Here is a 19,591-nt window from a genome sequence, read left to right as displayed (position 1 = left end):
TGTGATTTTACAAAGCTTTCCCGATTCCGCCAGCTACTTCGACGGTGGTGCCTGATACGTAGCTTGCTTTGTTTGAAGCTAAGAAAACGATGACACTTGCAACCTCTTCCGTCTCTCCAACCCTGCCTAGCGGGATCTTCCTCTTTTCAGCTAGCTCCGCATACCATGTTTCCGGATCAGCATCTGGTGCCTTCTTCATTCTTCTCCGTTCCCACTGGTCGGTACGGATCAACCCAAGACTGACTGAATTGACGAGAATGTTATCTGGTGCCAGTTCATGTGCTAACGTCTTACTCAGATTCAACAAGCCAGATCGTGTAGCTGCCGTTGCAACCATATGCCGTTCCGGCTCTTTCGCAAGGGTCGCATTGATGTTGATGATCCTTCCGCCTCCGTTTTTGGACATGTATGGATAGACAGCACGTACCGCGTAAATGATCGCAAAATATTTAAGCTGGATCTGCTCTGTCCACTGTTCATCGGTAATATCGAAGAAATGCCCCATTACACTGCGTCCAGCAGAATTGATGAGGATATCCACCCCACCGAGGGCGTCTGCAGCTGAACCTACAAAATCGTTCACTTCATTTTGATCTGTAACATCACAAGTCCCGGCAAAGATCCGTTCTGGTTCTGCTATTTTCGTAAGCTGGTCGAAAGCGTTGTCCATCCTGTTGCGATCCCTTCCACAAATCGCGACCTTTGCGCCTTCTTGCAACAGCATTTCAGCTGTTTTCAAACCGACACCCGAAGTTCCACCCATTACGATTGCAACCTTGTCCTTTAGTCCTAAATCCATTGATCTCTTCCTTTCAATTACAGACCGTCTTCATCTAGCCGACTTTTTGGATTCCAACCAGCGCTGACAGCCCAGCCTTCATCAGGCTCACCAGCCATCGCAGCACGAGCTTCCGGAGAAGGCGGACCAGCGACGCCCCACCGATCGATCAAATGAGGTACACGCTTCCACACTAACGCTTCCCACTCCGATTCGTCCTCGATCGTTACAAGATAGCACGTATACTCCATGACGAATCCTGCCGGGTCTTGAAAATAACAGAACACATTATTTCCCGGACCATGGCGACCTGGCCCCCATAATTCTTCAAGCCCTGCATTTCGTACGTTCGCAATCCCACGCATCACTTCATCAACATTACTGACTTCATAAGCAATATGATTGACAGATGCATGCTTACCCTGATTGAACGCAATGGAATGATGATTCTTATTACACCGGAGAAACGCCATCTGATGCTCACTCCAGTCGGAAACCTTGAACCCTAAAACCTTTGTATAGAAATCGACCATTTTATCGATATCCACTGTATTTAAAACAACATGATTGAGTTTCACCGGATCGACATTTTTTTTGGACCATTCAGTCGTATGGATTTCCACCCATGCGGAAAGCTCAATGCATCTTCCTTCAGGGTCTAAAAACCGTAAGCCGTATCCAGTTCCAGCCTCATCAAGGTATCCAGGAGGCTGTATAATCTGTATGTCCAAAGAAGCTAATGTTTCTGCTGCCTGATCGACTGCATTTTTGTCGACCATACCGAATGCAAGATGATGCAGGCCTCTTTTTTCACTGGATTTCAAATTCAAAATATGATGCTCAGGGCCTTCCCCGCGGAAGTAAACCGATTCGACATCTTCAAAAACCTTGTCCAATCCCCAAATACCATCATAAAATTCCGCTTGTTCGGTCATATTCGGGGTAAGCAGACTGATGTGCCTTAAATGTGTAATATTAATCATTTGCATCCACCCTTCCTGAATGTGAATGATCGATTCCATACAGGATTGAATGTCCTGTATGGAACCTTGTAGGTTGTAAGATTTTACTTCATTGCTGCTTCCCGTTCTTTTTTCCGTTCAATTCTAAGTTTTTCAAGCACGCTGCCCTCAGGATAAGATGGCAGTTGGGGCTTGTTCGTTCCAAGCATGACGAGCATAAGCGCTTCTTCATCAGTATCATTCCTTATCCCACGGTAATATCCAGGAGGTACACTGATGCAGTCCCTCGTATTCAATGGAACCTCATAGGTTTGTCCATCTACTGTGAGTGTTGCGGTGATTTTCCCTTTCAAGATGAAAAAGACTTCCTCAACATCTTCGTGAAGATGCGATGGTCCTTCACAACCTGCCGGCAGGACCATGGTGCTGAGTGTAAAATTGTCAGCTTCGATGACCTTGGCGTCATTGTTGGCAGTCGCCCCTCTTCCGATGTACCTCATTTGTGCCCTGCGATATTTCGGATCAACCTCTTCTTGAAACGACAGAACATTCCAGTCAGGGCTGCGATCGCTTAGACGTGCTACATGTTTTTTTTTGAATTCTTGAATTGAGAATGGTTTTTCAGACATGATGATTCCTCCTAAAAAGTTTTGTTGTTTCATATACAAAACAACGTTTTTTATCACAAATAGAGTATAGAATTGTCTGAAAATATTGTCAATACATTTCCCGAAAAAATAAAACACTGTTTTTTATATAAAAATTGATCCCCTCGAATTAAAAATGAACGTTTTATTTTGCTGTTTACCTACATTTGTGCCAGATCCTACTTAATATCAGTATTTTCATTTAAAACAAAATTTTCAGAATAGTCGTTGACATCATATAGTAATTTACTTAATATTGATTTATAAAGAAAACGACGTTTTATATGTAAAACATCAGTTAAGGAGGGATCATTGATCATAACACGTGCCTATTTCATCCATCTCTGATTTGGGGAAGGCTTATCTTTGCTGTACTAATACGAAATTGGGTTTTTAAAAGTATCTGGAAAAAATACGAGGGGGAGTAATATGTTTAAGAAAAAACTTATCGCGATTTCGATTTGCATTATAGTAATAGCATTAACTGGATGTAATGGTGCAGAAAATCAATCTGCTTCAGGAACAAATGAAACAACAAAAATTACGTTTACAGAGCCGGCCCGAATTTTATCGCTAGCTCCTTTTTATGTTGCGATCGAGCAAGGTTTTTTTAAAGAAGAAGGGATTGAAGCAGAAATTTCTTCAGGAGGAGGGGGTTCTCAAGTCATTGCGTCATTGTTATCTGGACAGGCTCAGTTTGCTATCTCCGGCCCTCGAAGTATGTTTGCAGCCATTGAAGCAGGAGAAGATTTAGTAGCCATTCAATCTTTAAACTCTGCCCTAACTTACGAAATAGCTTTATCTAACGAGTACCTGAAGGAAAATGAATTATCAGATGACGCATCGCTTAAGGAACAGATTGCTGCCTTAAATGGTGCAAAGATCGGCACTAATGTTGTCGGAGATTCTGGTGATATCTATACACGATATTTAATGAAGCTGCATGGACAAGACCCTTCATCACTTGAAACGGTGAAATTGACAGGCGGAGGTCCAAAGATTGGCGGAATGAAGCAAGGAATCGTTGATGGCGGGATAAGTTCACCTCCGTTTTCTTTACAGGTCCAGGAACAGGGTGTTGGGGATTTATGGATTAAATTAAGCGAAGAACCGATGTATGCAAATATGGTATGGGAAGTGGTTTTTGCAGAAAAAGAATATTTAGAAAAGAATCAAGATTTGGCGGAGAAAGTGGTACGGGCGGTTGGAAAAGGAATTGAATTCACTCGAGAAAATCCAAAAGAAGCAGCGGAGTCAATTGTATCTTACTTTGATGGAGTAGACGCAATTGTTTTAGAAAAATCATTAATCGGACTAAAAGATACCTTTAAGGGATATGGAGAAATGAACCAAAAGGCATGGGACAATGCACAAGACCCATTAGTGGAGTATGCCGATATGTCCGGAGTCAAAATGGAGCATGATACGAAACCAGGTGGTATATGGACAAACGTCTATATAGAAGAAGCCTTTTCAACCAACTAATCCATAAGGAAAAGGATGAATGAAAATGGATGGAACAGTAATTGAGAATAATTATAAATTATCCTCCAGATATTTAGATGTTACTTACGTAAACAACAAGACAGGTACTGAAGTCGTAGCCCTTCAAAATATTAATTTAGATATAAAAGAAGGCGAATTCATTTGTATAGTAGGACCAAGTGGATGTGGGAAGACCACCTTTTTAAATACTGTTGCTGGTCTACTCAAGCCAAGCAGGGGGACTATTTCACTTGATAACAAAAATGTGGATGGACCTGGGAAAGACAGAGCCGTCGTTTTTCAAACCCCTAGTCTCTTTCCGTGGCGGACAGTCTTGGATAATGTGCTATACGGTATTGAAATCCAAAAAAGGGTTTCTGATGAAACAAAGAAACGGGCACAGGAATATATCAATATGGTTGGTCTGAATGGTTATGAACATCACTACCCCCACGAATTATCAGGTGGAATGCAGCAAAGAGTAAATCTCGCTCGGGCGTTAACGGTAGATCCTTCTCTATTATTGTTGGATGAACCCTTCTCTGCTTTGGATGCCCAAACAAGGGAATTTATGCAGAAAGAATTACTCAGAATTTGGAGTGAAACCAAAAAGACAAGTATTTTCATCACACACCAAATTGATGAAGCCATCTATTTGGCTGACCGTGTGTTTGTATTCGGAGCAAGACCTGGGCGTGTGGTAGATGTAGTAGATATTCATATCCCTAGACCAAGAGATTTGAACATTAAACGTGACCCTGCGTTTTTACAGCTCATTGACCATATATGGTCAATCATCGAAAAAGAATCGACGAAGCAAGGGTTCGAATAGAAAAGAAGACTAATAATAGAAAGGAAAAAGCAGATGCCTAAAAATGAAGTTGCCCAGCTTTCCTCTAACCTATCAAAAGGCAGTCTAAAAAAGATAGGATCAGGTAAACGAGAATTTGTTCTGAGTGTTTTATCTGTTGTTTCATTCATTATCGGGTGGGAAGTTGTCTCCCGAAATGAATGGGTTGACCCGTTATTCATCAGTTCTCCCTTATCCATTATGCAAGCAGCAGTGATCATGGTACAGGACCCGGTATTTTGGCGAAATATGGGTGTGAGTGGATATGAGTTTGGTGTCGGATTTCTGTTTGCAATGGCCATCGGGATTCCATTGGGCGTATTCTCTGGTTGGAATAAAACTTTAAATGCGATTGTAAACCCTTTTATATCAGGTTTGTATGTAACACCTAAAGTAACGTTATTACCAGTAATTATTATTGCGTTTGGGATTGGTCCTGCATCTAAAATCGTAATTGTTTTTTTGATGGCTTTCTTTCCGATTGTCATGAGCGCCCAAAAAGCAATGAACACGCTGGATCAGAATTTAATAAAAGCAGCCCGGACATTCGCAGCTAATGACCTCCAAATTTTCAAGACGATTGCCCTTCCATCGACAGTTCCATTTTTATTGACTGGTATTCGATTAGGTATTGGACAGGGCTTAATAGCTGTAGTAGTTGGTGAGTTGTTTGCTTCTTCATCCGGGATTGGTTATCAATTGACTCACGATGGTCAAAACTTACAAACAGATCGAATGTTCGTAGGTGTGTTAGTCATCACTTTGACAGGAATCATTCTAACTACATTGTTAGGAATGGTGGAAAAACGTTTTTCCCTATGGAAGCCTGATAAAAGTTAATCAAGTCACTAAAGGAAATACGATTCAAGATGACAATAGTGGTAATTATATTCGGACGGGACGGGAATGAACTTGCCTGTTTGAAGGATTTAGTCAAGGAACCTCCTATCTCCATCGTTTAATGGAAAAAGGGATAGACCGCTTTGAAAATCTATCCCTTCACTTTATGCCTTTCCAAATGTTTCAGCATACGTCGCACGTAATTCTTCCGCATTTTCTGGCCATTCGATCGGTTTACCGTTGATGATCTGGCTTAGAACGTCCAGACATCTATGCCATCCTGCTGCCATATAATGTGCGTAGGTAGGATCATCAAACGTATGGATATAAACCATCCGGATACCGTTGTCCTCTTCTGTTAACGAAATTTCAATCAAATCATCCACTTCCCGGAAACTGAACGCTTTCGGGGCTTCCAATTCAGTGATGACGGCCTCATATTGGGATCCTTCACCATCATCAAAGTAAATCTTACCACCAATGCTGAGATCCACATTTCCTGTTGCGAACGGATACCATTTGACGAAATCATCAGGATCCGTAATGACGCGGAAAACCTCTTCTGCCGTGTAAGGAAAGACACGCTCAAACCGCAACGCATAACGTCCATCTTTTTCATGTAACGTTCCATATTCATTCATGATTCAGCCCTCCTCAAATTAAGTCTTGATTGATTCGTAGGTAGGATGACCTCCATTTTCTTTTCATCCCCTATTCGGCTTTTTCCTAATTAGGGTTTCGTTAAGTGTTCGTATATTCCTTTTTATTCATAACTGCTAGAGGTCCTTTATCAGTATAAATGCTCAGATTGTCATTCACCCTCGACTCCCTGGTTGTCTAAATACATCCATAATTTGAACATCTTTATTCAGTATTCTTTTCCCTCCTAAAGGTTTGGTTTCTTATTATGTTCTACGCTCACGAAAACGTCACTTCATCTATCAACTAAACTAATATGAAAGGATTACCAGTTAAAACCTGTCATTGACTATGTTTATAATGGATGATGGGGGTGGAATATGTTGAGAGCAATTATTATATTTATTAGCTTATTTGTCTTGTCAGGATGTCTACCTGAGCCGGAAATCCAACTATCGGGGATTGAAAGTAATAAGGTCTATCCTGATGCTCGTATCATAAAGATTGATGAAGAGACTGCTGGTACTTTTACCATGCAATTGAACGGGAAAGACATTCAAAACGGTCATGAGGTGACAGGAAACGGAGAATACGAGTTGAGCGTCACAGCCGAACGTTGGTGGAATGAGGATACGAAAACAATAACCTTTGAAATCGATGATCAACCACCCAAAAAACCTGAATTCAAGGATGAATTAAAAAAGATTTATTACAAAGAAGTGAAATTCAGGTTGGTAAAAGAAGACGGCGTCAAATATAAGGTAACGATGGATGGCAAACCCAATGACATTGGAAAAGCGTACACCAAGGAGGGGGAGCACACCTTATATATTCAAGCAGAAAAAGAAAATGGATTGACTTCGGATAAGAAAGTCAATTTCCAAATCGATAACCGTACATATTCGAGAAATACGGTTGATACTTTCAAACAATTATATTTCCATAACGGAGAAAAGTCATTAACAGAGGTAATTAAGTGGACCTATTATGTCGGTGTCTATGTCCATGGAAAGCCTACAACCCAGGATTCCAAAGTTTTCAAATCCTATTTTGATAGATTGAATGAAATGCTTCCCATCGAATTCAAAATACTAAAAAACGGAACATCCAATTATACAAACCATCAGTTGGACATCTATTTCGTCCCGACCCATAAATTTAAGGATTACGGATTTAAAGAGGATTTAAGAGTCGGGAATAAGCAGGTAGTAGGTGTCGCTATACCTGAAAAGGTCACAACGGACGGTAAAATCATAACGTCAAAGATTCTTGTTGGTACAGACACGGACCAGCAATTGCGTAAAACCACTATTTTACATGAAATCACCCACTCACTCGGTCTTTATGGTCATTTAGAAGATACTAAAAAAAGCATTCTCTATCCCTATAACAACAATCGGATAACGAAGCTCAGTGAAATCGATAAGAAATTGATCGAAATCCTATACCGGGAAGATATCAAACCTGGGATGAGTGAAAAAGATGTCCAACGCGTATTGGAACCTAGAATCAAAGGATGACGCCACTGAAAATATGAACCCATCTTAAAAAAGCTAGATTGATTACCAAAGAGTTCCGATTTTCGGAACTCTTTTTTGTTTTAATAAGATATTTTCCATAATTTACTTAGATATTTGCTATTGTATTACGAGTGATCTTGTTGTTACTCTTAAAAAGTCATTTATTTTACTTATTTTTCAGCTAGATTACAAGTTTAAGGGGATTGTAATCTGCGTATGGGAAATAAAAACCATCATTTAGGGAAAGGGAAGATTCTATTTGAAAAAAATAATCTGGTTGTTAGCTTTATTTTTTATGTTTTCATTCTCTCTTTTAAATAGTGCTTCCGCACAGGGGACACCTGACAGGAATAATATCGTCTACCTGTTTGGCGGGACCACAGAAGAATATAAACAACAGCTTTCTAAAACGAACAATCAAGTCGGAACGATCTCACCAGAGTATTTCCATCTGGATGCAGATGCAAACTTGATTGAAACAGTCGATCCTGAGTTGGTCGATTATGCCCATAACAATGGATACAAAGTGACACCGTTTCTCGGAAACTCTTTTAATTATCAACTTGGTGTCAAAGCGATGGAAAACAGGGAAAACCTAGCTGATCAAGTGACCCAAAGTGTCCTTGAAAATAACTTGGATGGAGTCGTTGTTGACATTGAAAATCTCTCAGAGAAAGAAAGAGATCAACATACCGATTTCGTCCGTTTATTAGCTGATCAGCTTCAACCACATGGTAAAACGGTCGATGTGGCTGTCGCTCCTGCTGTCCAAGATACATACTATGGATGGTATGGATCCTATGATTATGGGGCACTTGGAAACATTGCCGATACGATTTTCATCATGGCCTATGATTATAGCTATCCTGGTGGCCCTGAGGGACCCGTCGCCCCTTATGACTGGATGAAAAATTCCGTCAGCTATTTAACTACTAAAATTCCAAATGAAAAACTGGTTTTGGGAGTTCCTTTTTACGGTCGTTATTGGACAGATACAACGAAAGGATATGGCATTACTTACTCAAGGACAAGTGCCCTTATTCAGGAAAACAATGCTGAAGTGAAATGGGACGAACAGTCGAAAACCAACTATACGAATTTCATGGACCAACGTTCAGGAACCAACTACGAAATTTGGTTTGATGATGCAAGAAGCCTCCAAGAAAAAATTTCAATCGCGGACGAATTCGGGTTGAAAGGTTGGGGAGCCTGGGCATTAGGACAGGAAGACCCTGCTTTATGGGATTCGCTTACGGCTTCTGATGATGAAAATAACGAACCCACTGAGCCTAGTCTGGGAGAAAGGATCACGGAAGAAGCAAAATCCCATCTTGGCGAACAAATCACAGACGATCAGTCTGAAACCTTTGTTTCGGAGCTTTATGCTGCAGAAGGCATTACTCTTCCAGAGAACGCCCAAGACATGAGCAATCATGGTGAATGGATCAGCGACCAAGCGAACCTTCGACCTGGGGATGTCCTCCTCTTCGGCGGTAGCCGTGACAACCTGGCTGATGCAGCCATCTATATCGGGGACGGACAATACGTCATCTCCTATAAAGCCTATGGAACGGTCAAAACCTTCAATATGACCGATGATGTTGCAAAACAATACTATGTCGGTGCCATCAGGCTATCTGAACCGACGACTCCTCCATTAGGGGGCAGGATCGCTGCTGAAGCAGAATCCCATCTTGGCGAACAAATCACGGACGATCAGTCTGAAACCTTTGTTTCGGAGCTTTATGCCGCAGAAGGGATCACTCTTCCGGAGAACGCTCAAGACATGAGCAATCATGGTGAATGGATCAGCGATCAAGCAGACCTTCAGCCTGGTGATGTCCTCCTCTTCGGAGGTAGCCGTGACAACCTGGCTGATACGGCCATTTATATTGGAGACGGACAATACGTCATCTCCTATAAAGCTTATGGAACGGTCAAAACCTTCAATATGACAGATGATGTTGCAAAACAATACTATGTCGGTGCCATCAGGCTATCTGAACCGACGACTCCTCCATTAGGGGAGAGGATCGCTGCTGAAGCAGAATCCCATCTTGGCGAACAAATCACGGACGATCAGTCTGAAACCTTTGTTACGGAGCTATATGTTACAGAAGGGATCACTCTGCCGGAGAACGCCCAGGAGATGAGCAATCATGGTGAATGGATCAACGATCAAGCGAACCTTCAGCCTGGGGATGTCCTCCTCTTCGGCGGTAGCCGTGACAACCTGGCTGATGCGGCCATCTATATCGGGGACGGACAGTACGTCATCTCCTACAAAACCTATGGCACAGTCAAAACATTCAATATGACCGACGATGTTGCAAAACAATATTATGTTGGTGCTATCAGGTTACAATAATCTTAACCTGGAATCACTGGACTAAAGAAAAGAGCCTCTATTGTTGAGGCTCTTTTTGTATATAGCGAAACAGACAAAAACCCTTCCCCATGTATGACTTCCTTCCTTTGAACATAGTGTTTAGTATGACATCACGGAGGGGGAAGTTCATATGAATCATATCGGATTTGAAGTGTTAGCAATGATGGCTCTCCCGATATTACCAGGCCATACCTATTCAATCTGCATCCTGTGGGACGAACAACGGCTATCTTCATCGATTGGAAAGGATGTTTACCATCAAGGTGGGTTGATCCTTCCTGGCAGACGGATCACTGCAACAGGAAGGATCCATCATCAATCAGCTGACACAACAGGTTTTGCACAGATGGAATCTGCCGGTAGCCATTTAGGATCTTGTCCATCTTCTCAACCGGAAACCATCCAGGTTCAACTTACTCTCCCGAAAGGCGTTTCGCTTTTCCCAATAGACCGTTCAATCGGCTTACATTTTATAATAGAAGAAAGTCAGAATCGTAAGGTGATCCCTCTCTTTCTTGATTACCAATCTGTCCAAGAAGTTGAAACAGGTTGCCTTCACTTTGATCTATCCTTGATTCTTCCTAAGCACATGGATCAAACCAATAACGGTGTCACGAAATAGACGATAAGGAAAGCAGTGACGATACGCATGGAGATTCCGAGTACCGCTGCTCCCATCGCTTCCTTTTCATTCAGGTCAGAGTTGGCTGCCCATATGACTGGAATTTGCCCGAGGACAGCTGATAATGGGAGTCCGGATGATGCAAGGACGAACGATCCGATCACCAAACGCGGATCCATGTTACTGGCAACGTCCGCTAACTGACCCATAGCAAGTGTTGGGCTTGCTAAAATGGATAGGATCCCTGTTTCCGGATCGATGCTAAGTGCTAATAGCGCGGTTGATAAACCGGATTCGATCGACGACCAGATTCCGATATAGTCGAGTACCCCTATGAGCGCGAAGACGACTGCGACTGCCGGAATAATCAGAAGGAATAACAGTTCCGCCCCTTCACGAGCCGCATTGAACAATGTCGGAAGGAAGCGTGTATTCGGGGTGAATTTAGGCAGTTGTTCTAACTGGACCGCTTTTGTATCACGAAAGAGCGTTTTTGAAAGAAGGAAAGGAACAATCAACACGGGTAAAAACACGGCTAAAACCACGACCACGAAAGCATTGACACCTACTGCTGTCATGGCGACCATCCCCAACATAAAGGTGGCGAACGACTGCTGGGACTGAACCATCGTTGCAACAGCTATTTTCTGTTCAGCTTTGGTTGCCCCTGCACGCACGAGGATCGGCCCGGCAATCTTGCCTGCCGCATTGATGTCACCAAGGATATTGTAGATGCTCGGAATGACGACGGACGAATTGATTTTCATGTATTTTGTAAATGGAATGAAAATCCGGATCAAAGCATCCGTAAATCCTAGTCGTTCCAACCCTCTCCCGATAATGACACTGACGATGATCGCAACCCCTACTGTTCCTGTCAAGAACACTTCGACGACAACAGGGAAAACCTGATCGATGATTGAGTTGAATAATCCAGCCAATGCACCTGGAGAAATCAAAAGGGTCAACAGAGAGGCGATAACCAGGCAAAGTCCGACCACTTCGATCCTTGTCCATTTCCTTTTATCCTGTTTCGGGACTATGACTTCTTCCACTTCTTGCTTCACTGCAATTTTCGGTTCGCTCATGTTTAACTCTCCCTTCTTTTTTTAAGATCGTACAACTGCTCTTTTGTTCGTTAGATACCTGGAGGCCATAGCCTCGCCATATTCCTGGATTTTCGGAGTCCCCACTTCACGTAAAGAAGTACTCGTTATCCGTTCCTGAAACACGACGATTTCCACATCAGGTAATAACATCTCAAGGGCATACGCTAACGGCAAGCCGTTTTCAAGAATCTCGAGAACATGACAATTCCCGATGACAAAGTTAAGATCCAGTTCTTTTGCTGTCTCAATCAGGGAATGCCCGTCAAATACGCGGCTGATTGATACAAGTACCGTATCGATTTCCGGGTTTTCCTGAACAGCCTGCCTTAAATGATTTGGTGTAAAACCTGTATGCGGGAAGATATGTAGGATGTTCTTCACTGGTGTATGTTCCTCACCGCACACAATTCGGCCCCGGGTCCTCATGCTTGTTTCGATCAATGATGGCACATTCCTGATTTCCCTTTCCATGTGCATCATTTCTTCCTCGATTGAAGCACCCATGAACGTATTCAACCGGGTTAAAATGTCGCCAAGCGTCTTCACCTCTTCTATAACTTGTCCCATGAATAAAATGTTTCCGTGAATTCCGCCATAAGAAATTTCCGTTCGATAGACTTGATGACCGTGCAAATAAGAGATTCCAGGATGCAGACCGTGAAAGGCCTCATGAAGTTCAAATGCAGTTAAATCATAGAGGTCCAAATAGTTTTTCAAGGTAACCCCACCAGAATTCGCCGCTTCAGCGATCGGGTGATGAGCGACAATCGTATCAACCCCTGTTGCTCCGGCTAGTTCGATGCTTCCTTCTGTCATCGTCATCGTGACGGCCAGCTTTTTCACCTCTTTCTCAAGGTCACCATAGACGAGGCCAGGCGTTTCCATGACCCCTTTTCCTGGAAGATTGGATGTTTTCATCATGACGAATGGATGATCGCCTTTCGTCATATCACCTGGCGATTTTACCACCCTCCCCCCAGTCATTACATCCAAGGCGTCAAGTACATCGGCTACTGTTTTCATTTTCGTTCCTCCTTTATAAAATCAATAAAAAAACGCCAGCACGTATCTAGCAGACATTCATCTGCAAGATTGTACTGACGGTTTTACTGCACTCAAATAGAGTTCATTCTACCAGTCAATGGTATAAAATTTTAAGAGACCTATAATCCAGAAATATAAGCACTTGCATCCTTGTCTAGGATGATGATCGTCCCCGAACACTCGGTGACTGGATCATAGTCCTTCAAGACGGAGTGGACCTTCATTTCATATTTTTCTTCAATCGTCATTTTCAGCTGTTCCTTATACGCATCAATGATGGCTGTATCAGCAATCCGGGTAACAAAGCGATTCATCTCGTCTAAATATTTAAGAGAAGGGATTCTCTTATGTATCGCAAGAATCAACACTTTTTCCCCGATAATATCGACCTTTTGACGTTTAACGCCTATATTAAACATCCGAAGATTGATATTATTATAGTCTTTGATGATTTCCTGTTTAAACTGGCCAGCAGTCCATGTCATCAAACCACCCAGTTCCCTGGACCTTTTTAAATTTTCTAATTATTTTGATATTAAAAATCTATCATAGAACACCAATTATGTAAAGACCTTAAATGGAAAATGCGCAACTCAATCCTTTTTATGTTGTATCTCCTCCCATGACCCCAAAGTGAGGCTGATATCAAGGGGCAGTTCAAATATGGTCTGTACAATTCTTAAAAATCATTTATCCCATTTCTGGATTTCAATTATGTTACCTTCTGGATCTTCGGCATAAATGACCGTTAACGTACCGATTGAATCATATTCCTTTCTCACTAATTCCCCATATTTCTTACCGCCGTGTTCTAGTAACTTTGCTAGCACTTTTTCAACATCATCAACTTGAAATGCTATATGCGTGTAACCTTGTTCATTTATATGAGTGGTATTATTTCTTAGATTCTCTGGCTCATATTGAAAAATCTCTAAAGTAGGTCCATCTTCGTATCCAGACAAGCTAAGATGGATACCTTTTATTCTGACGTCATCAATATTAGTTATCTTATCAATCCATCCACCTGAAAGATCTCTTTCAGGATATACTGGCTTGCAATCAAAAACCTCTATATAAAACCTAGCCAAACTTGACCAGTCTTTTGCCACAATATTGGTATGAACATATTTTATTGCCAACTTTAGCATCTCCTTTCCAGTTTCGGTTCAATTTATTTTGTGGTTTCATCAGTAAGATCGAGGTCCCATCGTTCTTCAATCAACTTTGCCCCAGTCCATTCTTCATTCGGTTTTTCTTCAGTCAGCTTGAAATTATATTTTTGGTAAAGGTACCGAGCCGTATCCAACGTACTTACCGTCCAGAGGAATACGTGCTGATAGTGTTGTTCTTGACAGAAATTGAGTGCAGTCTCCATGAGTTTTTTTCCAATGCCCATTCCTTGATAATTTTCATCTAAGACGAACCATCTTAGCTGTGCTACTGTACCACTGGATTTCGTAATGGCGATCGAACCGACCGTCTCCCCATTCACTTCTGCTATCCATAATTCTCCTCCATCGGTATCAATCATGAATTCTGTCAAACCCTTCATGACATAGTACTCAAACATCTTTCCGAACTTATAGGTTTCATCGTACAACCTGCCATGGAGATGTGCCACATAACCAACATCCCCTGCTCTGAAGGGACGGATGATCACTTTCGGTTGTGCAGATCTTTCCGTGTATATCGATTCGATCGTATCCATCGATGCAACCAGCTTGGACAGTTCACTGTCTGATAAAGGTTGGATCATTTTCGATACACCACGATTTGCATGATCAACCAATTCGTCATAAATTTTTTTGCCATACTCGGTAAGATAAAGTGAATACTGACGCTTATCGACTGTTGATTGTTTCTTTTCGATGATCTTTTCATCCTCAAACCGTTGGACAATCCGGCTCATATAACCTCGGTCAATTCCAAGGTTTTCTCTCACTTCAGTTGCTGTGCAATCATTCCTGTAATTGATTTCAGTAATCACTCTCGCCTCTGTCAATGGAAATGGTTGATTATAGATTTCCTGATCGATCTTGCCTAGAACATTTGCATAATATCGATTGAACTTGCGGATTTTTTCTACGTATTGAGTCGATTCCATAGAGATTCCTCCGAGTATTCTGAAATTTCAATTTTAACTCAGTTTACTATTTTTAATTGACTGAGTCAACTATATATATTAAAAAAAGCTGTTTTCTAATAGATTGTTACTATTGCATAAAATATAAATAGAGCACCCAAATTTTCATTGGAATACGCCAAATTTTTTCCCGAGGGAAGGCTCCTTTTGCGGAATAACTTATTCAACCAAATCTTTAATATATGGTGTGATGTAGCTACGATATTCTTCGGTTACATCTTCTGGTAATCTATCCAAATTAAAGTATTTAACTTCGTAGGACTCCGATTGATCAACTTTTAATTTACCTTTAACATCTTTTGTTACGTATACTGCTGTTACAGAATATAATTCGTCACCATTGGAGACCTTAAAGTAATATTCTGGACCTGAGAAAACTCCTAATAGCTCTAGATCACCAATTATAAGTCCTGTTTCCTCTTCTACTTCTCTTCTAGCAGTATCCTCTAGACTTTCTCCCAACTCCATTAGACCACCAGGTAATCCCCAACCACCGTCTCTTCTATGTTGTAAAAGAAGTTCGTTTTCTTCATTTAATACTAACACAACCGAACCAGTTAAAATTAAAGGTTTGTGGCCCACTAATCGTCTTAGATCTTTAACATAATCCATCTTTTCATCCTACTTTCCTTTACTTTACTGTTGATGTTATCTCTTCATTTCTGGCTTCTAATATGTATTCTTTAAATACGTTCTTTTTCCCACCATGTAGTTGATACCAGTCTTGGACACGTTTAACATGTGCTTTATCATTTCTTACATTAGATTCTCTTTATAGTCTTCATAACTATCATACTCCCAAATTGCAAAAACTTCGGTGGTATGATCATCATTCTCCTTCATCCAACGGCCAATAAATCTCGCACCATGTTTTAGTTGATTAGGAAGATTTGTGTTATTAAAGTGGGCATTAAATACTTCTACAAATTGATTTTTCACAATATAAAATTTTCTTCGGAAAAACAAAAAAGTCCCCCCTCATATAAGTAATACTGCTATCTTGCCTAATATCAATTATTTCAAATTTTAAGTTCTAACTCAATTTTTATTTCAAAGAAAAGGAGCTTACCCTTATTGCAGATAAAGAGACATATCCTACCCGGATATGCCCCCAGATATACCAGGCGCACTATAACAAACAGGCGTACTCAAATTTGATGAGTACGCCTGTTAAAGACGAAGAGATTTATGGGTGAACCTTTGACTCATACCTACTTATCAAAGTAATAATCCATGCACTCTTAATTTAATGCTCCATCATTTCATGGGCAATGTCATGGCCATCCATTTCTGATGGGTAATAAGTAGGCCAGTTGGTAACTTCATCCAATAAAGCTTCACGGTCATTACCCCAATACAGATGATAGTGATCAGATTCAGTCGGATAGATACTATGATCACTAAACTGAATATATCGAGGAAGTCCTTTAGCTTTTTCTTTTGATTTAAATATATATCTTACCCCTCTATTTCCCGCATCATATGTTAGAATTTCATACCCATCGTAGATATACTCTCCAGAATATTCTTCTCCATTTTTGAAAAATGTTACCGTGTCACCTAGTATCGTAATACGCCCGACATCAGTTTGGTATCCTTCATTATAATATTCCTTATATTCTTCAGCTGTCTTGTCACCTTCGTGTTCTGCTTTATAAGCAAATACTTCGTCAAGGGTACCATCTTGAAGATATGGATATACAGACTGCCAGTCTCCTTCCCAATCGGAAAGAGATCGATCCTTCACTTGACTGTCTTCAAAATACCCTTCATAAATTTTTTCTGTTTCTTCATCATGTGCATGACTATGATCGTGATCGTGTTCACCCTGTTCTTTTTTTTCAGATGATCCCCCTGATGAGGGTTCAGATAAAGCTTTTGTTAGTTCCTCTAAGTTGTGCTGCATAAGTGTAAAGTAGTCCTCATCATTCTTTATATCTTCTTCTGTTAATACGGATAAATTGTGTATGCGTAAAGCCTCTGCATCGATTTCTTTTCTAACTAAGTCCGCCACTTTAGGAGTTACATTTTGTTCAAAAAACACATAATTTAAACCGTACTTTTCAGCAGTTTTAATAATCTTTTGTACCTCTTTTTGTGAAGGCTCGTTAGAAGGGCTCAAGCCAGACACTGCGATTTGCTCGATTCCATAGGATTTCTCCCAATAGCCATAAGCTGCATGAGATACAATAATTTTATTCTCTGGTAAACTTTCAAGCTCTGTATGGAACTCTTGGTCTAGGTTTTCAAGCTTTCCTTTCAACTCTTCAAAGTTTCTGTTAAATACTTCTTCTTGCTCAGGTTTTAATTCAACTAATAAATCTTTTATATGCTCTGCCAACTGAATAGAACGAATAGGATCCAGCCAAACGTGCGGGTCCTGATCCCCATGATTATGTCCAGCATGTTCGTCCTCGTGGCTGCCTTTATCTCCTTCATGGTTATGTGCATGCTCTTCCAAGTCAATTCCTTTTGATGCTTCTAGTATCTTGACGTCTTCAGATTGAATAGATTCGGAGATTTGGGTAGCATATGATTCTAAACCTGCTCCGCTATAGATAAAAGCATCGGAATCAGCGATTTCACGCATTTTTTTGGTGGTTGGCTCATAAGTATGCGAGTCTGATCCGGGTGGTAGAATAGATTCCACAGAAGCTTGCTCTCCTGCGATTTGTTCAGTAAAAAACTGAAGAGGATAAACCGTTGTAAAAACCTTCAACTCTTCGTTACCTTGTGGGTCTTTTTCACTTTCACTACTGTTTGTTGATTCTCCTCCACACGCAGCTAACGTAAAAATGACAGTAAATAAACTAAGTACGCTTACAAATTTTTTAAACAATTTCACTCCCCCTTTTATTTGAAAACATTATATCGTAATGATTTCGATTTGTAAATCGTAATAATTACGATTTGTTAAACCCAAAAAATCTAGCCGGTTTATTGAACCGGCTTAGTGAATTTATATCTTTATTCTATTAAAGTATAGCCCCCCTTTAACGGAACAATGGACGCCATCCGATCTTGGTTGAATTGCGCCCTTTTCTTGAAGAACACTTTAGGAGACCATATCCTATTAGGTAAAAGTGTTCTGTAATTAGAGATTGTTCAATACATACAATTTATTGGTTTAAATCCATACATCGTTTTCAGCAGTCAATTCGCCTGTGGTTTCACCGGTGTTGACTACACCTTTTGGCTCCACCAGCATTATATGGCATTCGTTTTCAGCATAGGGCTTATGCTCCACACCTTTTGGTACAACATACATTTCTCCTTTGGAGAGTTTGAGTTCTCCATCACGAAAACCGATGGTCATCTCGCCTTCAAGTACTATGAATACCTCATCAGTTTCTTTATGATCGTGCCATACAAAATCCCCTAGAATCTTTACCAGCTTAAACTGATAGTCATTCATTTCACCAATGACTTTGGGAGACCATTGCTCACGAAATTTAGACAACTTCTCTCTTAGTTAATCGGATAATAATCCATTAGATTCCTCCTTTTTCCCTCGCTTCTTATATTCTACATTCTGACTCTTTAAATAAAAAATGAGCACTGTCCTTATTCCAGAAGCTCGCCCGATTATTTAATATAAAAGGAATCAGTGTTTCTTCGTATTTAATTATTATTTCCGCAAAATCTTCTCCATCGCTTTTCCCTTTGCTAACTCATCGATTAGCTTATCCAAATAGCGAATTTCCTGCATCGTTGGTTCTTCGATATCTTCCACTCGGACGCTGCAGACTACACCTTTGATCAAAGTCCGTGAAGGATTCATTTGGGGAGCTTCCGCAAAGAATGTCTCAAAGTCTGTCTGTTTTTCCAGTTGTACGTCTAACTCTTCCTGACTATATCCTGTCAACCAACGGATGATTTCATCGACTTCTGATTTTGTACGCCCTTTTTTCTCTGCTTTCGAAATATAATGAGGGTAGACTCTTGCGACACTCATTGTATAAATCTGATGTTTGGTCATGATACATCCTCCCTTAATTATTTCGTTAAATGGCCCGTATGGACTCACTTAGAAATATCATCTAATACAAAACCTAATTCGTTTCCATCTATATCATGAATAGTAAACTTCCTACTTCCATAAGGTGTAGAGGACAGTTCTTCTAATACTTCAGCTTTGTCTTTTAATTCATCACACAATTCATCTACATTATCCACATAGAAATTAAAACGTCCTGGTGAAGGGTAATTTTCATGCTCCATTAATCCAAACATCGCTCCCCCATAGTGTTCAAAATGCTAATAATTAGGTTTTTCTGGAGGCCATGAAGCTGCCACTGAAAAACCTAAAACCTCTTCATACCACTTTACAGCTTTTTTAAATCTTTAACATTTGCACGAACCAGTAAAAGTCTTGCTTTCATTATTGTGCTCCTCCTTAAAAGATATTTGCTATAAGAAATGCTTATTCAACTAAACTCCCTCTATAAAGAAAGGGTAATCTTTGGATTTCTTTAGATTTCTTAAGTTTTTATAGTGGTTCATTATTAATAGTGGTTTGAATCATGGGATTAAGTTGTATTAATGGACAATTTTGGAGTTTGA

The 19,591-nt window shown here is 40.6% G+C and carries 19 protein-coding genes and 2 pseudogenes; 6 read left to right on the top strand and 15 right to left on the bottom strand.

Annotated elements, in window-relative coordinates:
• Nucleotides 1-7: 7 nt before the first annotated feature.
• From KOL94_RS00105 to KOL94_RS00095, 3 genes are all read right to left on the bottom strand, one after another.
• Nucleotides 8-799 carry an SDR family oxidoreductase gene (locus KOL94_RS00105; protein WP_221563057.1) on the bottom strand — a complete coding sequence of 264 codons (792 nt, stop codon included), beginning with the start codon at nt 797-799 and terminating at the stop codon, nt 8-10.
• 17 nt (nt 800-816) lie between these two features.
• On the bottom strand, nt 817-1,761 hold the full coding sequence (locus tag KOL94_RS00100; RefSeq protein ID WP_221563054.1) for a VOC family protein: 945 nt from the start codon (nt 1,759-1,761) through the stop codon (nt 817-819).
• 83 nt (nt 1,762-1,844) lie between these two features.
• On the bottom strand, nt 1,845-2,369 hold the full coding sequence (locus KOL94_RS00095) for a cupin domain-containing protein (RefSeq protein ID WP_221563052.1): 525 nt from the start codon (nt 2,367-2,369) through the stop codon (nt 1,845-1,847).
• Between the two features lie 447 nt (nt 2,370-2,816).
• On the opposite strand from KOL94_RS00095, the gene KOL94_RS00090 reads away from it, so the two are divergent.
• Genes KOL94_RS00090 through KOL94_RS00080 form a run of 3 tightly spaced genes read left to right on the top strand, consistent with a single transcriptional unit; the run spans nt 2,817 to nt 5,562 of the window.
• A complete protein-coding gene (locus KOL94_RS00090) occupies nt 2,817-3,872 on the top strand; it encodes an ABC transporter substrate-binding protein (protein WP_221563050.1) in 1,056 nt (351 codons plus the stop codon).
• 25 nt (nt 3,873-3,897) lie between these two features.
• Nucleotides 3,898-4,704, top strand: coding sequence for an ABC transporter ATP-binding protein (locus KOL94_RS00085; protein WP_221563048.1), 807 nt, complete (start codon nt 3,898-3,900; stop codon nt 4,702-4,704).
• Between the two features lie 33 nt (nt 4,705-4,737).
• Entirely contained in the window at nt 4,738-5,562 is an 825-nt protein-coding gene (locus tag KOL94_RS00080; protein WP_221563046.1) for an ABC transporter permease, read from the top strand.
• A 164-nt stretch (nt 5,563-5,726) separates the two neighbouring features.
• Here the strand turns inward: KOL94_RS00080 and KOL94_RS00075 are convergent, their stop codons facing one another.
• Nucleotides 5,727-6,203 carry an SRPBCC family protein gene (locus KOL94_RS00075; RefSeq protein ID WP_221563044.1) on the bottom strand — a complete coding sequence of 159 codons (477 nt, stop codon included), beginning with the start codon at nt 6,201-6,203 and terminating at the stop codon, nt 5,727-5,729.
• A 378-nt stretch (nt 6,204-6,581) separates the two neighbouring features.
• On the opposite strand from KOL94_RS00075, the gene KOL94_RS00070 reads away from it, so the two are divergent.
• The 3 genes from KOL94_RS00070 to KOL94_RS00060 all read left to right on the top strand — a co-directional run bounded on the left by KOL94_RS00070 (nt 6,582) and on the right by KOL94_RS00060 (nt 10,732).
• On the top strand, nt 6,582-7,721 hold the full coding sequence (locus tag KOL94_RS00070) for a DUF2927 domain-containing protein (protein WP_221563042.1): 1,140 nt from the start codon (nt 6,582-6,584) through the stop codon (nt 7,719-7,721).
• A 259-nt stretch (nt 7,722-7,980) separates the two neighbouring features.
• Entirely contained in the window at nt 7,981-10,089 is a 2,109-nt protein-coding gene (locus KOL94_RS00065) for an NlpC/P60 family protein (RefSeq protein ID WP_221563040.1), read from the top strand.
• 151 nt (nt 10,090-10,240) lie between these two features.
• Entirely contained in the window at nt 10,241-10,732 is a 492-nt protein-coding gene (locus KOL94_RS00060; RefSeq protein WP_221563038.1) for a hypothetical protein, read from the top strand.
• Here KOL94_RS00060 and KOL94_RS00055 read toward each other — a convergent pair.
• The 11 genes and pseudogenes from KOL94_RS00055 to KOL94_RS00005 all read right to left on the bottom strand — a co-directional run bounded on the left by KOL94_RS00055 (nt 10,705) and on the right by KOL94_RS00005 (nt 19,261).
• On the bottom strand, nt 10,705-11,820 hold the full coding sequence (locus KOL94_RS00055) for a hypothetical protein (RefSeq protein WP_221563036.1): 1,116 nt from the start codon (nt 11,818-11,820) through the stop codon (nt 10,705-10,707). The genes KOL94_RS00060 and KOL94_RS00055 overlap by 28 nt on opposite strands.
• A gap of 21 nt (nt 11,821-11,841) precedes the next feature.
• On the bottom strand, nt 11,842-12,864 hold the full coding sequence (locus KOL94_RS00050; RefSeq protein ID WP_221563033.1) for a Nif3-like dinuclear metal center hexameric protein: 1,023 nt from the start codon (nt 12,862-12,864) through the stop codon (nt 11,842-11,844).
• Nucleotides 12,865-13,004: 140 nt separating this feature from the next.
• Nucleotides 13,005-13,370, bottom strand: a complete 366-nt coding sequence (locus KOL94_RS00045; protein ID WP_221563031.1) for a Na-translocating system protein MpsC family protein — start codon at nt 13,368-13,370, stop codon at nt 13,005-13,007.
• A 201-nt stretch (nt 13,371-13,571) separates the two neighbouring features.
• Nucleotides 13,572-14,024, bottom strand: coding sequence for a VOC family protein (locus tag KOL94_RS00040; RefSeq protein WP_221563029.1), 453 nt, complete (start codon nt 14,022-14,024; stop codon nt 13,572-13,574).
• Between the two features lie 32 nt (nt 14,025-14,056).
• Entirely contained in the window at nt 14,057-14,989 is a 933-nt protein-coding gene (locus KOL94_RS00035) for a bifunctional helix-turn-helix transcriptional regulator/GNAT family N-acetyltransferase (RefSeq protein ID WP_221563027.1), read from the bottom strand.
• A 198-nt stretch (nt 14,990-15,187) separates the two neighbouring features.
• Nucleotides 15,188-15,640 carry an NUDIX hydrolase gene (locus tag KOL94_RS00030; RefSeq protein WP_221563025.1) on the bottom strand — a complete coding sequence of 151 codons (453 nt, stop codon included), beginning with the start codon at nt 15,638-15,640 and terminating at the stop codon, nt 15,188-15,190.
• Nucleotides 15,641-15,659: 19 nt separating this feature from the next.
• Nucleotides 15,660-15,994 (bottom strand): annotated as a pseudogene (locus KOL94_RS00025) (NIPSNAP family protein).
• Between the two features lie 280 nt (nt 15,995-16,274).
• The gene (locus KOL94_RS00020; RefSeq protein ID WP_221563022.1) at nt 16,275-17,867 is read right to left on the bottom strand and encodes a metal ABC transporter solute-binding protein, Zn/Mn family; all 1,593 of its coding nucleotides are present in this window, start codon (nt 17,865-17,867) and stop codon (nt 16,275-16,277) included.
• 288 nt (nt 17,868-18,155) lie between these two features.
• Nucleotides 18,156-18,520 (bottom strand): annotated as a pseudogene (locus KOL94_RS00015) (cupin domain-containing protein).
• Nucleotides 18,521-18,656: 136 nt separating this feature from the next.
• The gene (locus KOL94_RS00010; protein ID WP_221563020.1) at nt 18,657-19,007 is read right to left on the bottom strand and encodes a DUF2200 domain-containing protein; all 351 of its coding nucleotides are present in this window, start codon (nt 19,005-19,007) and stop codon (nt 18,657-18,659) included.
• A 44-nt stretch (nt 19,008-19,051) separates the two neighbouring features.
• A complete protein-coding gene (locus tag KOL94_RS00005; protein ID WP_221563018.1) occupies nt 19,052-19,261 on the bottom strand; it encodes a VOC family protein in 210 nt (69 codons plus the stop codon).
• Between the last annotated feature and the right edge of the window lie 330 nt (nt 19,262-19,591).

This window comes from Alkalihalobacillus sp. TS-13, assembly GCF_019720915.1.
GTDB lineage: Bacteria > Bacillota > Bacilli > Bacillales > Fictibacillaceae > Pseudalkalibacillus.
The sequence above is the reverse complement of the archived record's forward strand: the minus strand, read 5'-3'. Positions and strand labels throughout refer to the sequence as shown.